This window comes from Nocardia sp. NPDC059236 (assembly GCF_042754085.1).
In the GTDB taxonomy this organism is placed as follows: domain Bacteria; phylum Actinomycetota; class Actinomycetes; order Mycobacteriales; family Mycobacteriaceae; genus Nocardia.
Genome location: NZ_JBHZAF010000006.1, coordinates 167,119 through 182,561 on the forward strand (window position 1 = coordinate 167,119; position 15,443 = coordinate 182,561).

Consider the following 15,443-nt stretch of genomic DNA (forward strand, 5'->3'; position numbering starts at 1 on the left):
CGTGATCCACGATCCGGGCGTCCGCTGCCGACGTCAGCCGGCGCTGACGCGCGTCGGCGGACGCAGCAGGAAGTTCATCTCCGGACCACTACTCCCGATTCGGGTCCGGCCGACCTGCTCGAAATTGATCGTCTCGTAGTAGGCGACGTTCTCGTCCTTGCAGATTCCGCACAGCGCGCGCCCGTGCGCGTCGGATTCGGCGGTGAGCCGGGCCAGTAGCGCGCGGCCCACACCCGCCCGCTGCGCCTGGGGTTCCGCGCCCAGATAGACCAGATAGTTGTGCGGTTCGGCGGGCGCGGTGCGGGCGATGGCGGCATCCACCTCGATGCCGCGCTTGGTCGCGCCGACGCCCATGGCCCACAGCAGCTGGGGGCCCGAAATGGCTTCCCGCCATGCCGGATTGCGGTAACCGTCCGGAATCCACAGCGACACGCCGACGATCCGGTCGTCCACCTCCGCCACCAGCGCGGCGCCCGCGGGCAGGTAGCGGTGTTTGATCAGAACGCGAAGCATGCCGGGCGCGCGCCGCCGGCGGACCACGGGATCGGGGAAGACGTAGTCCTCGATCGGATCGTCTGACTCGAAGGCCAGGGCGAGCACCCGGACCATGTCCTCGATGTCGGCTTCGGTGGCGCGGCGAACGACCGGTGCATCCGACTGAACCAAAACAGTCCCTTACATTTTCATGCCCGTCGGCGCCCGACCCCGATGACGGACAGTCTGCTGGTGTCCAGTGGTGCGTGCGTGTCCCCTACTGAACGGTAGCCCCGCAGGCTACTGTCGAGTAGGGTACTCGTAAGTTACTGATCATGCGACCGATTCGTGTTGTGGCATAAAACGATTCACCGGGGTATGGCCTGACACTGTGACATGTCCTAAGGTTCGCGCGCGTAAAAGCGATATCGCTTCGTTTCGTCCGGCTGACCCATGGTTCCCATAAAGTGGGAGCGTGGCCGCACTTCTAACCCAAGGGCAGACCGGTGAACTGGGCGTCGCGGATATCACCGTGACGGTGCACTTCAGCGCGGGTATCGATCTGGCCGCGCTGCTTCTCACCGATCGGGGCGCCGTCCGCGACGACAACGACCTGATCTTCTACAACCAACCCGCGGGCCCCGGCATCCAGCTGGTGCCCGGGCAGAACGCCGTCGCCGTCAGCCTGGCGTCGGTGCCGCAGGGGGTGGCGCACATTCGCATCGTGGTCACCCTGGACGACCGCGACGGCCGCCTGGGCGACTATCCCGCACCGCACATCGGCATTGCCGATGAACGCGGAATCCCGTTGTACGAGTACGTGATCGACGGCCTCGGCAACGAGTCGACGGTGGCGGCGGTGGATCTGGACCGCGGCGCCGACGGCTGGTACGCCCGGGCGGTCGGCTTCGGCCATCCCGGCGGCTTCGCGGCACTGCTCGCCGATCACGGCGTGTCGATCAGCGCCTCGCCGCAGCCGGCACGCTCGGCCGCGCCCGTCATCGCGCCGGTGCTGGGGGTCGGCGACACCGTCGCGCTGCGGCGGCAGGGCGCCGACCTGAGCTTCGTCAAGATGGGGCTGGGCTGGGATCCCGTCCATGTGCAGCACAAGTGGGGTTCGCGCCCGGTCGAGATCGATCTGGACGCCTCGGCCCTGGTGTACGCCGGGCACGATCTGGTGGACGCCGCGTACTACGGCCAGCTGGTGACCAAGGACGGCGCCATCCGGCACTCCGGCGACAACCTCACCGGTGAGGGCAAGGGCGACGACGAGGTCATCACCGTCGACCTGACCCGGGTCGGCTCGCACGTCACCGCCATCGTCTTCGTCATCACCTCCTACGCGGGGCACACCTTCGAGCGGGTGCGCAATGCCTTCTGGCGCTTGATCGACGGCACCAACAGCGCCGAGCTCACCCGGTCCAATCTGAGCTCGGGCGGCCCGCACACCGGCATGGTGGTGGCGAAAGTGCACCGCGAGGACGGCATCTGGAAGGTGCAGGCGCTCGGTCACCCGATCCAGGCCGGACATCCGGTCGAGGCGGCCGCACAGGTCACCAAGTTCCTCTGAGTTCCGGACCCGGCCGGTTCGCCCGGCCGGGTTTTGCGGCGAGTCGCCGGTGCGCCGAGGGTGAACAGGTTCATCCGGGCCCGGCCGGATCCTGATTCCGGCCATACTGTCATAGTTTTCGTGGTTCCAATCTGTGCTGCTCTACCCCCTTCCATTGCTGAAACGAGGTAGCTCACATGTTGCGTACGTCACGACGGTTCGGAGTCACACCGAAATCCCTGCTGCTACTGGTCTTCCTGGCCATCGTCGGGCTCGTCATCACCGCCTGCACGGGCGCGCAGGGCAGTTCGGTGGCCGCGGGCACGCTGGACACCGGGTTCGGTGACGGCGGCAAGGTCACCACGGATCTAGGGTCGCAAGCCGATCACGCGAATGCTGTTGTGGTGCAGCCTGATGGCAAGATCGTCGTCGCCGGCAGCACCCAGGATCCGGCCCAGGGTGACAACTTCGCGGTGGTCCGGTACTCCGCGGACGGCAAGCTGGACAGCGCCTTCGGCAACGGCGGCAAGGTCGTCACCGACTTCGGCGGCAAATCGGACGTGGCGAGCGCGGTCGCGCTCCAGACCGACGGCAAGATCGTCGCGGTGGGCACCAGCCACGGTACTGCCACCGGGGACAATATAGCCATCGCCCGCTATTCCGCGGATGGCAAGCTGGACAACGGTTTCGGCGTCAACGGCCAGGTGAGCGCCGACCTGGGCACCGCGGCCGACCACGGCAATGCGGTGGCGGTGCAGTCCGACGGCAAGATCGTGGTGGCCGGCAGCACGCGGGACCAGGTCCAGGGCGACAACTTCGTGGTGCTGCGGTATACGCCGGATGGCAAGCTGGACAGCGGATTCGGCACCGACGGCAAGGTATCGACCGATTTCGGTGGTAGGTCCGATATCGCGAAATCCGTTGTCGTGGAATCGGATGGCAAGATCGTGGTCGCCGGGACCAGCAGCGGCACCACCACCGGCGACAATATCGCCGTCGCGCGATACACCTCCGACGGCAAGCCGGATCCCGGGTTCGGCGTCAACGGTCAGGTGAGCTCCGATCTTGGCACCGCGGCGGATCACGGCAATGCGGTGGCGGTGCAGGCCGACGGCAAGATCGTGGTGGTGGGCAGCACCAAGGATCCGGTGCAGGGCGACAACTTCCTGGTGGTGCGGTACACGCCGGATGGCAAGCTGGACAGCGGTTTCGGTGACAATGGCAAGGCCACCACGGACTTCGGCGGCAAGTCCGATGTGGCGGCCGCGGTCGCGCTGGCCCACGACGGCACGATCATCGCGGTCGGCACCAGCAGTGGGACCGGCACAGGGGACAATATCGCGCTGGCCCGCTACACCTCCGACGGCAAACTCGACAGCGGCTTCGGCGCGGGCGGGAAGGTGAGCACCGACCTTGGGACTGCGGCCGATCACGGGAATGCCTTGGCGCTGCAGGCGAATGGCGGGATCGTGGTGGCAGGGACCACCAAGGACTCCGTGCAGGGCGACAACTTCGTAGTGCTGCGTTACGGCGCCTGACTCCCGGTTCGGTTCGCGGCGGGGCGCGTCCAATCCGGGCGCGCCCTTTTCCGGCGGGCGTTGTGCTCTCAGGAGACGGTGATGAACCGGCCCAGCTGCGGGACGGCCTCGCCCGGATGCTTGGCCTGGAAGCCCTCTCCGATGGCCTGCAGGGCCCACTCGCCGTTCGCGCGGAACACCTTGGCCATGGCGATCGCCGTGAACGGCATGCCACCCGCCAGCGCGTACCGGGCCAGCTCGGCCTGCGTGGTGTCGTCCACCAGTCGGCAGTAGGCATTGCTGACCTGCTCGAAGGTGTGGCCCTGATACGAGGTGACGATAAACAGCAGCGTGTTCACCTGGCGTGGCACCCGGCTCAGGTCGACCAGGATCACCTCGTCGTCCCCGGCGGCGCCCTCGCCGGTCAGGTTGTCGCCCGAATGCCGGATGGAGCCGTCCTTGGACGTCAGCTGCCCGTAGTAGGCCACGTCCACCAGGTGCCGGTCGGCGAACATGGCCACCCAGGCGTCCAGGTCGATGTTCACCGGTCGCCGCCCGAACAGACCGCCCTGCCGGGCGGGATCCCAGCCGAGCCCCATCCGAATCCGGGTCAGCGCGACACCGCCGTCCTTGCGCAGGGTGACGCGCTGGCCCTTGGACAGATTCACCGGTCGCCCGCGTGAGAGTCCGCCGTCACCGGTCGGCGGCGCGGGGTTCGGGGGCGGTGGGACTTGATACGCCGAATTCGGCTGGGGCTGAACGGGATACGGTGAAGTCGGTGGTGGTTGAGTGCTATATGGCGAGTTCGGCGGCGGCTGAGTGGGATACGGCGAGTTCGGCGTGACATAGGTCGGCGCGACCGGCGGCGGGTAGGCCGTAGGGGACGGCGGCGGGGGCGGGGGAGCGGTGCGGGTCTCGGCGGGCGGCGCTTCCTCGACGGTGACCCCGTGGTCGGTGACCAGCGCCGCGAAGCCGCCCGCATAGCCCTGGCCGACCGCGCGCACCTTCCAGTTGCCGTAGCGCCGGTACAGCTCCACCGCGATCACGATCGATTCGCTCTGCAGATCCTCGATCTTGTACTCGTACAGCGGGTTCCCGTGCTCATCGGAGACCAGCGCGATCGGCGGCGCGATGCGGCCGAAGGTGGACCCCGCCTCGTCGAGCGTGATCACCGCCCGGATCTGGGTGATGTCGGCGGGCACCTGGGTCAGCGCCACCGACAGTTCGGCGGGCTGCCCCGCCTCCCCGTTCCGCAGCCGCACCCCGGGCCCGGCCGGCTGGTTGTAGAACACGAAATCCGCGTCCGAGCGCACCTTTCCATGCTCGGTCACCAGCAGCGCGGACAGCGCGGCGGCCGCCGCGACCCGGACGGAAACCACCACCTCCGGCGCGGTGAGCGGTCCGTTCTGACCCTTCACAAGCGTTGTGGACAAGGCCGATCCTCCCGTATCGAGACGCCCACTTGCCACTGTAGGAGACCGGGGTGCCCTCAGCAGCCGAGCTGATCGGCCAGGTCGAGGAAATCCACAGCATTGATATCGAATTCATCCGAGAACTCCGCATCGCCGCGCTCGGGATCGCCGTACTCCAGGGGACGCGTGATGAACGCCGTCCGGAATCCGAGCTCACCGGCCGCCCGGATGTCGTATTTGTGGCTGGCCACCATCATGATCTCGGCGGGTTCCAGCCCCAGATATCGCGCCGCGAGCCGGTAGGTCCGCGGATCCGGCTTGAACACCCCGGCCATCTCCGCCGCGAACACGGCATGCCACGGCAGTTCCCCGTGCCGCGAGATCTCCACCACGGCACTGACATCCGCATTCGACAGCGTCGCCAGCGTGAACCGCCCCCGCAACCGCCGCAGTCCCGGCACCGCATCCGGCCACGGGTCGAGCCGAGCCCAGGCCCGGGCCAGTTCGTCCCGCTCCGGCACCCCGATCGAGATCCCCCTCGCCTCGAGCAGCGGGTCCAGCGTCTTCCGGTACACCGAGGCCACGCTCACCCAGGGCCCCTGCTCCGGCCGCTGCGACGTCTCCGCGAAATACGCGGCCCGCCACTCGTTCACGAACGCGCCCCAGCCCTCTCCCGGCCGCTCACTCCCGAGCGCCGCCTCGGCCGCCCGCCGGATGGTCGAATGGAAATCGGTAGCGGTCCCCTGCACATCGAACAACAGCGCCTTCGGGCTCAATACGTCCACAGCCGAAGACTAGGCGAGTTGTTTGTCATAGTTCCGACGGCCGGGGACGGTTCTAGGCTGAGCCCATGGAGACGGGTAGAGCGAGTAGGACGGCGTTGGCTACCGCGTATGCGCGGGCCCATCACCAGCTTTCGGGGGAGCCTCGGGTGTTCACCGATCCGCTGGCGGCGCGAATTCTGGGGATGACGGCGGATCGGATCGGGGATCTGGATACCGCGACCCTGGATCGGCCGGGCGGGAACGATCCGCGGCAGCGGGTGCGCCGGTATTTCCTGGCGGCGCGGGCTCGGTTCGCCGAGGAGGTGGTGGCCGCGGCGGTGGCCGACGGGACCACGCAGGTGGTGATTCTGGGGGCGGGGCTGGATACGTTCGGGTATCGGAATCCGTATCCCGGTCTGCGGGTGTTCGAGGTCGACCATCCGGACACGCAGGAGTGGAAGCGTGAGATGCTCGCGCAGGCCGGGATCGAGACTCCGGAGTCGCTCACGTTCGTTCCGGTGGATTTCGAAACCGGCACGCTGGCAGGGGGATTGGCTGCCGCCGGGTTCGATCGGGAGCGGTCGGCGGTGTTCGTCTGGCTCGGTGTGGTCATGTATCTGACCCGGGCCGCCATCGAGGAGACCCTGCGGTTCATCGCGGGTCAGGGGCAGCCGGTGCATGTCGTGCTCGACTATCTGAGCGGGGGGAATACGGACGAGGAGCGCGCGGAGGTGCGGGCGCGGGCCGAGCGGATCGCGGCGCTGAACGAGCCGTGGCTGAGTTTCTTCGAACCCGAGGAGATCGAGAACCTGCTGCGCTCAGCGGGTTTCGATACGGTCGAGCTGCGGTCGCTGTCGGGATTGTTCGAGGAGTACCTCGGCGAACCGCTGGCCGATCTGCCGCCGGGCAGGGGGCGCGCGCCGCTGCTGCACGCGGTTCGCGGGCCGGTCGGGGACTGAAGATTGCCTGAAACTCCGCGCCGGGCCCGCTGAGCGGGCGCCCGGGCGTTCGATACTCGGGGACATGGGCAAGTCTGCGGAGTGGATGCGTACCGCGCGGGTGCTGCGCCGGACCGGGTTCGGGGCGACCGGGTCCGAGATCGACGCGGTCCCGGATGTGGCGGGCTACCTGCGCGCCGCGCTGACCGCCGACCCCGAGGCCGATCCGGGCGCGCGGGCCACCCCCGTGCCGGAGCTGGTTCCGCCCGCCCCGCTCGGCAAGGGCGCGACGACCGAGGCCCGCAAGCAGTACCAGGCGCAGATCACCGGTCAGCTGGACACGCTGACCTGGTGGTGGCTGCGGCGCATGGCGGCCGTCCGGGTCCCGGTCCGGGAGAAGCTGACCCTGCTGTGGCACAACCACTTCGCCACCTCGGCCACCAAGGTGCGCAATGCCGCCGAGATGGCCGCGCAGAACCGGACGCTGCGGGCCGGCGGCGCGGGTGACTTCGCCGCGCTCGCCTACGCCATGCTCACCGATCCGGCCATGCTGCGCTGGTTGGACGGTGTCGCCAATACCGCGAAGGCGCCCAACGAGAACCTGTCCCGCGAGTTCATGGAGCTCTTCGCGCTCGGCCACGGCAACGGGTACACCGAGACCGATGTCCGAGAGGGGGCTCGGGCGCTGACGGGCTGGACCATCACCGGCGGTGCAGCCGCTTTCGACGCCAAGCGCCACGACCCGAGCGCGAAAACCGTGCTGGGCGTGACGGGTGCGCTGGACGCCCGGTCGTTCTGCGATGCCGTGCTCGCCCGCCCGGAGTCCCCGCGCTTCGTCGCCGGGCGACTGTGGCAGCAGCTGGCCTCCGACGATCCGCCCTCCGATGCCGTCCTGAACCGCCTCACCGCCGCCTACGGCCCCGCCCGGGACCTGTCCGCCCTGGTGACCGCCGTTTGCGCCGATCCCGAATTCACCACTGCCCGCGACACCGTCGTCCACGGGCCGGTGGAATGGCTGATCGCCGCCGTGCGGGCCTTCCGGATCCCGCTGACCGCGGACGCCGATGCCCGCGCCCTCGCCGGGACGCTGCGCAGACTCGGCCAGCTGCCCTTCTATCCGCCCACCGTCGGCGGCTGGCCGCGCGGGCAGGGCTGGATGTCGAGTGCCGCCGCGCAGATACGGCTCACGGCGGCACTGGATCTGATGAAGCAGGCCGACCTGTCGCCGATCACGCAGGCGGGCCGGGGCGACCGCCTGGACGCCACCGCCTACCTGCTCGGCGTCGGCTCCTGGTCCGACCGCAGCGCCGCCGTGCTCGCGACCGCCGTCGATCAGCCGCCCCGGCTGGCCGCGCTCGCCATCAACACACCCGAATACCTCACCAGCTGAAAGCCACACCACCATGTCGCAATTCAGTCGCAGACAGTTCCTGGTCGGCACCGGCGTGCTGGGCGCGCTCGGCGTGGCCGGCGCCTCCGTGATCACCTGGGACGAGCTGCAGCAGCGCGCCGTCACCACCCCGCTGGCCGCCGGCTCCGGAATCCTGGTGGTGCTCACCCTCTACGGCGGCAATGACGGCATCAGCACCGTGATTCCCTACGCGGACAACGCCTATCACGACGCCCGCCCCGAGCTGTCCTACCGCCCCGAGGAAGTCCTGCACCTGGATGACCAACTGGGCCTCAATCCGGCCTTGAAGGGCCTGTCCGGCCTGTGGCGCGACCGTACCCTCGCCATTGTGCGCGGGGTCGGGTATCCCGAACCCGACCACAGCCACTTCCGTTCCATGGACATCTGGCAGACGGCCTCACCCGGCGAGCCGGTGCAGACCGGATGGATCGGCCGCTGGCTGGATGCGACCGGTGACGATCCGGTCCGCGCGGTCAATATCGGGCCCGTCCTGCCCCAGCTCGCCATGGGTGCGAAACACACTGCGGCAGCGTTGGATCCAGCGTCCGCGCCGCTGTCCGACGACCTCGCGGCGGCCCTGTCCGGCCTGGCCGCCGCCGACGCCTCCGACAGCCCGGCGCGGGCCCGGGTATGCACCGGCTACCAGGCCGAACAGACTGTCCGGCAGACCTTTTCGTCGCTGAAGTCGCCCGGGAAGACGGCCGCGAACCCCCTGACCGCCCAGCTGGACCTGGTCTCCCAGTGCGTCAAGGCCGGTGTCCCCACCCGCGTCTACTCGGTCAGCCTGGGCGGCTTCGACACCCACGCCGACGAACGGCACACCCAGGAACAATTGCTGGGCCGCCTGGACGAGGCGGTCACCGCCTTCCTGAAGGACCTCGCCACGCATCCGCGTGGCCGCGATGTGGTGCTGATGGCCTACAGCGAGTTCGGCCGCCGGGTGGCCGCCAATGCTTCGCAGGGCACCGATCACGGCACCGCCGGACCCGTCTTCCTGGCCGGGGCGTCGGTGGCGGGTGGCTTCCACGGCGACGAGCCCAGCCTCACCGACCTCGACAATGGCGACCTGAAGGTGACCGTCGACTTCCGCGACGTCTATCACGAACTGCTGCACCGGGTCCTCGCCACCGACCCCACCCCGGTGGTCGGTTCCGGTCGCCGTGACCTCGGCCTACTGTCCGCCTGACCGCGGTGTGCCCGGAATGTCGGCCCCGCGACACCCGTAAGTGTTGCCGACCGGCCCGGAACGCGGTATTCAGTTCGCTCGTGTGGGAAGGCGAATCGAGGCTGAGAGTAGGAACCGGTGCGCGCCGATGTTTCTGCGGTGGGCCGGGCGAGAAACACGCATGGCCGCCGCCACCCACGGATCCGACTGCTGCCCCAGCTGCTGGCCGCGGCGGCGGAGGGTAATCCGTCCGGGATCGCACTGCGCGCGGGCGCGCAGTCGCTGACCTATGCCGAGCTCGACGAGCGATCCACCCGCCTGGCGCGGGTGCTGGTGGCTCGGGGGCTCGGTCCGGGCGACCGCGTGGTGCTGGCGCTGCCGCGTTCGCCCGAGGCGGTGGTCGCGGTCTGGGCGGTGGCCAAATCGGGGGCGGCCTTCGTGCCGGTCGACCCCGGCTATCCGCCGGATCGGGTGGCGCACATGCTCGCCGACGCGGGCGCGCGTTGCGGGCTCACCCTGATCGCATTCCGCGACCGGCTCGGCGCTGCCCTCGACTGGCTCGAACTCGACGCGCCCGACTGCGCCACGCTCGTGGCCGACGCCTCGGCGGAATCCCTGCACTTCACCGAACGCACCCGCCGCCTGCACGGCGGGGACATCGCGTATGTCATCTACACCTCCGGCTCGACCGGGGTCCCGAAAGGCGTGGCCGTCACGCATTCCGGCCTCGCCGGGCTCTGCGCCGAGCAGTCCCGCCGCTTCGCCGTCACCGCCGAGTCCCGCACCCTGCACTTCGCCTCCCCGAGCTTCGACGCCGCCGTGCTCGAACTGCTGCTGGCCGTCGGAGCCGGCGCGACCATGGTGCTCGCGCCCGCGGACTGCTACGGCGGTGGCGAACTCGCGGACCTGCTGCGCGCCGAGCGGGTGACGCACGCCTTCCTGACCCCGGCCGCCCTGGCCGGACTGGAGGCGAGCGGGCTGCCCGACCTGGCGGTGGTGATCGCGGGCGGCGAGGAGTGCCCGCCGGATCTGGTCGCACGCTGGTCGCCTGGACGGTCCTTCTTCAATCTCTACGGCCCGACCGAAACCACGGTCGCCGCGACCATCAGCACCGCGCTGACCACCGCGGACACCGTCGATATCGGCGGACCGATCGCCGGGGTGACCGCTCTCGTCCTGGATGCCCGGCTCCGGCCGGTGCCGACGGCGGTGGCCGGTGAGCTGTACCTGGCCGGGCCGGGCCTGGCACGCGGGTATCACGAGCGTCCCGGGCTGACCGCCACCCGCTTCGTGGCGCACCCGAATGGCGAGGGGGAGCGCCTCTATCGGACCGGTGATGTGGTGCGGTGGATCAGCGGCCGTGCCGGTGTCCCGGTGCTGCAATACCTGGGCCGCAACGATTCGCAGGTGCAGCTCCGGGGCATCCGGGTGGAGCTCGATGAGATCGACGCCGTCCTGTCCGCACACGAATCCGTGGCCTTCGCAATCACTCTCGTCCGCCGCCTGCGCAGCGGGGCCGATGGTGTGGTGTCGTACGTGGTGCCCGCATCGGACGCGGTCGTGGATACCGCGAGCCTGGCCGAGTATGCGCGGCAACAGCTTCCACGTCACGCCGTCCCCGCCGCTCTCACCGTGATCGACGCTGTTCCACTGACTCCGTCCGGCAAGCTGGATCGGGCCGCCCTGCCCGAGCCCACCGTCGCCGCTCGCCCGTACCGGCCGTCGTCGACCGCCACCGAGCGTGCCGTGGCCGCCGCCTGCACGGAACTGCTCGGGGTGGGCCGGATCGGCGCGGCCGACGACTTCTTCGAGCTCGGCGGAAACTCCCTGCTCGCCATCCGATTGGCCGGACGCCTGGGTGCGGATCGGGGCACCCGGGTGCCCGTGCAGTTGATCTTCGAGCATTCGACGGTGGCCGAGCTGGCGGCGGCCGTCGACGGGCTCGACGCCGGCGACCGGCCACCGCTGACGGTGCGGTCGGACCGCGCGAGCCGGGCGCCGCTGTCGCCGGCCCAGCAGCGCCTGTGGTTCCTGGCACGTCTGGACCCGGGATCGGCGACCTACAACATCCCGTTCGCACTGCGCCTGTCCGGCAAACTCGACACGGCGGCTCTGGAACTCGCCGTGCGTGATCTGCTCGACCGGCACGAGGCGCTGCGGACGAGCTATCCCGAGCACCACGGCACCGGCCATCAGGACATCCGGCCCGCCACCGCTGTCCAGTGGGATCTGGCGCCGGTCGACATCGTTGAGTCCGAGGTACATCCGCGGCTGATCGCGTTGGCGGGCATGGGATTCGACGTCACCGCCGAGGTCCCGGTGCGCGTGCGGCTGTTCCGGATCGCCGACCACGAGCATGTGCTGGCCGTCGTGATCCACCACCTGTCCGCGGACGGCTTCTCCATGGTCCCGCTGACCCGCGACCTCATGACCGCCTACACCGCCCGCACCCGCGGCACGGCCCCCGACTGGCCGCCACTGCGCGTGCAATACGCGGACTACGCGATCTGGCAGCGTGAATTGCTGGGCGTGGCATCGGATCCCGGCTCACTGCTGGCGACTCGACTGCGGTACTGGCGCGAGGCGCTGGCGGGCCTGCACCCACTGCTGGACCTGCCCACCGATCACCCGCGCCCGCCGGTGGCGTCGCATCGCGGTGCGGCCCAGCACTTCCGGGTGGACGCCACCCTGCACCGGGAGCTGGACGAACTGGCCCGTGCGCGCGGCGTCTCGGTGTTCATGCTGCTGCATGCGGCGCTGGCGGTCGTGCTGGCCCGGCTGGCCGGGACCACGGATGTGGCGGTGGGTGCGCCGGTCGCGGGCCGCGGCGAACCCGAACTCGACGATGTGGTCGGCATGTTCGTCAACACCCTGGTCCTGCGCACCCGCATCGACCCGGCGGAGAGCTTCGCCCGCCTGCTCGACCGGGTGCGCGACACCGACCTGGCCGCCCTCGCCCATGCCGAACTGCCCTTCGAACGGCTGGTGGCCGACCTGGACCCGCCGCGCAGCCGGGCGCATCACCCGCTGTTCCAGGTGGCTCTGTCCTTCCAGGAATTCGGCGCTCAGGTGCTGCGGTTGCCCGGTCTGAGGGTCACCGCGGCCGATCTCGGTGAGACCTTCTCGCCGGTCGATCTGCAACTGACCGTCGTCCCCCAGCGCGACGCCGAAGGCGCTGCGGGACTGAACTGTTCGTGGCGGTATGCCGTCGATCTGTTCGACGATCCGACCATCGCCCGGCTCGGCCGGCGGCTGACCGGGCTGCTCGCCGCGGTCGCCGCCGACCCGGAGCGGGCGGTCGGGGACCTGCCGCTCATCGAGGCTGCCGAACTCGCCACCTTCGCGATGGCTGGGCCGAATCACGCAGTGCCACGCAGGTTCATGTTCGACGCGTTCACGGACCAGGCCCACCGAACACCCGACGCGATTGCGGTGACCGGAGACGGCGTGGCACTGACCTACCGTGAGCTCGCCGAGCGATCGAATCGCCTGGCACGCAAGCTGATCGGGCTGGGCGTCGGTCCCGGCGCCAGGGTCGGCGCGATGCTGGATCCCGGCCCCGATCTGGTGGTGTGCCTCTATGCCATCGTGCAGGCCGGTGGCGCGTTCATGCCGATCGACCCGGGCCAGCCCGCCGACCGGACCGAGGCCATGCTGGCCGCGGCCGCGCCGGTGTGCACGGTGACCGCCGATCTTCTGAATTCCGCTGAACTGTCCGAGTTCTCCGCCGATCCGGTGACCGACGCCGACCGGTTGCGGCCACTGCGCGATCAGGACCTCGCCTATGTGATCTTCACATCCGGGTCCACCGGCCGCCCCAAGGCCGTCGGCGTCTCGCATGCTGCCCTCACCGGCTACACAGCGTTCTTCACTGCCGAATACCAGCTGACCGAACGCGATACCTATCTCCAGTTGGTGCCCGCCACCTTCGACGCCTCGCTGATCGGTGCCACGGTCCCGCTCGCCGTGGGCGCGCACCTGGTGATCCCGTCGGGTCCGGGCCGCACCGATCCCGAGCATCTGGCCGATCTCATGGCCCGTCACCGGGTGTCGGCCTTCCTCGCCGTGCCGTCTCTGCTGCGCGCGCTGCTGGACCATGCTCCCGCGGGGGCCTTCGCGGCACTGCGTGTGGTGTGGGCCGGTGGTGAAGCCCTGCCCGCCGAGCTGATCGCGCGCTTCACCGCCGCCGGACCGGCCCGGCTGCACAACCTGTACGGGCCCACCGAGGCCACCATCTCCGTGACCGGCGTCGAGGTCACCCACTTGGGCGACGCACCGGTGTCCATCGGTGCGCCGCACTGGAATTCACGCACCTACGTCCTCGATTCCCGGCTGCACCCCGTGCCGGTAGGCACGCCCGGTGAGCTGTACGTCGCGGGTGCTCAACTCGCCCGCGGTTACCTCGGACAGGCCGGCACTACGGCGGATCACTTCGTAGCCGATCCCTTCGCCACCGCAGGGGAGCGCATGTACCGGACCGGCGACCTGGTCCGGCGTACCCATCGCGGTGGCCTGGAATACCTGGGCCGCACGGACTTCCAGCTCGCGCTTCGCGGCCTGCGCATCGAACCCGGTGAGGTGGAGGCCGCACTGCGCGCGCACCCTGCCGTCGCCGAGGCCGTTGTGGCGATCCGCCGGGACCGGCTGGTGGGGTACCTGCGCACCGGCGAGGCCGACCCGGACCTCTCCGACGTGCTCGCGACGGCCCGAAAGCGGCTGCCCGGCTACATGATTCCCGCCCAGCTGACCTTGGTTCAAGCCTTCCCCCTCGGACCGACGGGCAAACTGGACCGGGCCGCGCTGCCCGATCCCGAACTCCCGGTGCGGGAATACCGTGCGCCCGAGACACCCGAAGAACTGGCCATTGCTGATGTGCTCAGTGCGGAACTGGGCATCGATCGAGTCGGCCGCGAGGACGACTTCTTCGCCCTGGGTGGAAACTCCCTGTCCGCCATCCGGGTTCGCGCCGCCCTGGCCGACCGGCTCGGCCTTCCCGTGCCGCTCACTCACCTCTTCGCCCATCCACAGGTGCGGGAACTCGCCGCCGCGCTGGGGTCGGACTCGGCCCCGACCGGCGAGGAACCCGACCCGTCGGCCGACATCTCCCTGGCTCCCGAGATCACCGCCGCGGGTCTCCCCGCGCCGCGTCCTGGCGAGCCCGCCGCCATTCTGCTCACCGGCGCAACAGGATTCCTCGGCGTCTTCCTGTTGCGGGAGCTGCTCGACCGAACCTCCGCCACCATCTACTGCCTGACACGCGCCCGCGATGCTTTCGCCGCACGCGACCGGATCTGCGCGAACGCCACCCGCTTCGGCCTCGACATCTCCGCCGATATCCATCGAATCGCCGCTGTCCCCGGCGATCTCGCCCGACCCTGGCTCGGCCTGACCCCGGCGGAATTCACCGAACTGACCCTGCGGATCGACGTGATCTACCACAACGCCGCCCTCGTCAACCACCTCGAGCCGTATGCCCGCATGCGCGATGCCAACGTCGGCGGCACGGTCGAGGTCCTCCGGCTGGCCACCACGGGTCGCTGCAAGCCGGTCCACTACATCTCGACCGCCTCGGTCGCGGACGCCCGGCAGCCGTACGATCTGCCGGGCTACGTCGCTACGAAATGGGTTGCCGAACACCTCGTCCGGTCCGCCGCCGACCGTGGTCTGCCCGCTCGTGTCTACCGTCCCGGCCTGATCACCGGCGATTCCCGCACCGGCGCCGCCGGCACCGACGACGCCTGGTGGACCATGCTGCGCGCCATGCTGGTCCTCGGCCTCGCACCCGAGCTGCCGGACGCCGAGGTCGCCATGCTGCCCGTCGACCAGGCGGCCGCAGCCATTGTGGCCGCGGCAGCCGAGCCCTCGGGGCCCGGCACCGTCGGCTTGCTGCCCGGAAGGACCTTGTCCCTCAAATCCATTCGTGACGAACTCCTGGGCCGGGGCTATCGGATCGACCTCGTCGACCCGGCGGAATTCGCGAACGCGCTGCTGACCGCGGCCGAACAACCCGGAGCTGAGGACCTGCTGGCGCGGGCGGCCGCACTCACCGTCAACTATTCGGCCGAGGTGACCGGGGCCCCGAGCGATCCGGACTCCGCCTGTCCCGGCGCCGACCGGGTGACCCTGAAGCGCTACCTCGACTACTACGTCGCCACCGGCTTCCTCCCACCGCCGCCGCTGTGACCCGGATCGCGCGCTCGGAATCAATGCCCG

Annotated in this window: 9 protein-coding genes; 6 read left to right on the forward strand and 3 right to left on the reverse strand. The window is 69.8% G+C overall.

Going from position 1 to position 15,443, the window contains the following annotated elements; translation table 11 throughout:
* Positions 1 to 33: 33 nt before the first annotated feature.
* Positions 34 to 666, reverse strand: coding sequence for a GNAT family N-acetyltransferase (locus ACFXIV_RS17870; RefSeq protein ID WP_379400530.1), 633 nt, complete (start codon positions 664 to 666; stop codon positions 34 to 36).
* A 283-nt stretch (positions 667 to 949) separates the two neighbouring features.
* Between ACFXIV_RS17870 and ACFXIV_RS17875 the strand changes: the two genes are divergently transcribed.
* Entirely contained in the window at positions 950 to 2,044 is a 1,095-nt protein-coding gene (locus ACFXIV_RS17875) for a TerD family protein (RefSeq protein WP_379400529.1), read from the forward strand.
* 176 nt (positions 2,045 to 2,220) lie between these two features.
* Entirely contained in the window at positions 2,221 to 3,561 is a 1,341-nt protein-coding gene (locus tag ACFXIV_RS17880; protein ID WP_379400528.1) for a hypothetical protein, read from the forward strand.
* Between the two features lie 68 nt (positions 3,562 to 3,629).
* On the opposite strand, the gene ACFXIV_RS17885 is transcribed toward ACFXIV_RS17880, so the two are convergent.
* Positions 3,630 to 4,973, reverse strand: a complete 1,344-nt coding sequence (locus tag ACFXIV_RS17885) for a TerD family protein (RefSeq protein ID WP_379400527.1) — start codon at positions 4,971 to 4,973, stop codon at positions 3,630 to 3,632.
* 56 nt (positions 4,974 to 5,029) lie between these two features.
* A complete protein-coding gene (locus ACFXIV_RS17890) occupies positions 5,030 to 5,737 on the reverse strand; it encodes a haloacid dehalogenase type II (protein ID WP_379400526.1) in 708 nt (235 codons plus the stop codon).
* A 65-nt stretch (positions 5,738 to 5,802) separates the two neighbouring features.
* Here ACFXIV_RS17890 and ACFXIV_RS17895 point away from each other — a divergent pair, with 65 nt between their 5' ends.
* The 4 genes from ACFXIV_RS17895 to ACFXIV_RS17910 all read left to right on the forward strand — a co-directional run bounded on the left by ACFXIV_RS17895 (position 5,803) and on the right by ACFXIV_RS17910 (position 15,413).
* Positions 5,803 to 6,675, forward strand: a complete 873-nt coding sequence (locus tag ACFXIV_RS17895) for a class I SAM-dependent methyltransferase (RefSeq protein ID WP_379400525.1) — start codon at positions 5,803 to 5,805, stop codon at positions 6,673 to 6,675.
* A 64-nt stretch (positions 6,676 to 6,739) separates the two neighbouring features.
* Positions 6,740 to 8,044: a DUF1800 domain-containing protein gene (locus tag ACFXIV_RS17900; RefSeq protein ID WP_379400524.1), complete on the forward strand. Its 1,305-nt coding sequence runs from the start codon at positions 6,740 to 6,742 to the stop codon at positions 8,042 to 8,044.
* 13 nt (positions 8,045 to 8,057) lie between these two features.
* The gene (locus ACFXIV_RS17905; protein ID WP_379400523.1) at positions 8,058 to 9,251 is read left to right on the forward strand and encodes a DUF1501 domain-containing protein; all 1,194 of its coding nucleotides are present in this window, start codon (positions 8,058 to 8,060) and stop codon (positions 9,249 to 9,251) included.
* Between the two features lie 117 nt (positions 9,252 to 9,368).
* On the forward strand, positions 9,369 to 15,413 hold the full coding sequence (locus ACFXIV_RS17910) for an amino acid adenylation domain-containing protein (RefSeq protein WP_379400522.1): 6,045 nt from the start codon (positions 9,369 to 9,371) through the stop codon (positions 15,411 to 15,413).
* The last annotated feature ends 30 nt before the right edge of the window (positions 15,414 to 15,443 follow it).

Bases quoted from the DNA above. Each gene is read 5' to 3' on its own strand.
- ACFXIV_RS17900 (WP_379400524.1), top strand. From the start codon at position 6,740: ATGGGCAAGTCTGCGGAGTGGATGCGTACCGCGCGGGTGCTGCGCCGG.
- ACFXIV_RS17880 (WP_379400528.1), top strand. From the start codon at position 2,221: ATGTTGCGTACGTCACGACGGTTCGGAGTCACACCGAAATCCCTGCTG.
- ACFXIV_RS17895 (WP_379400525.1), top strand. From the start codon at position 5,803: ATGGAGACGGGTAGAGCGAGTAGGACGGCGTTGGCTACCGCGTATGCG.
- ACFXIV_RS17905 (WP_379400523.1), top strand. From the start codon at position 8,058: ATGTCGCAATTCAGTCGCAGACAGTTCCTGGTCGGCACCGGCGTGCTG.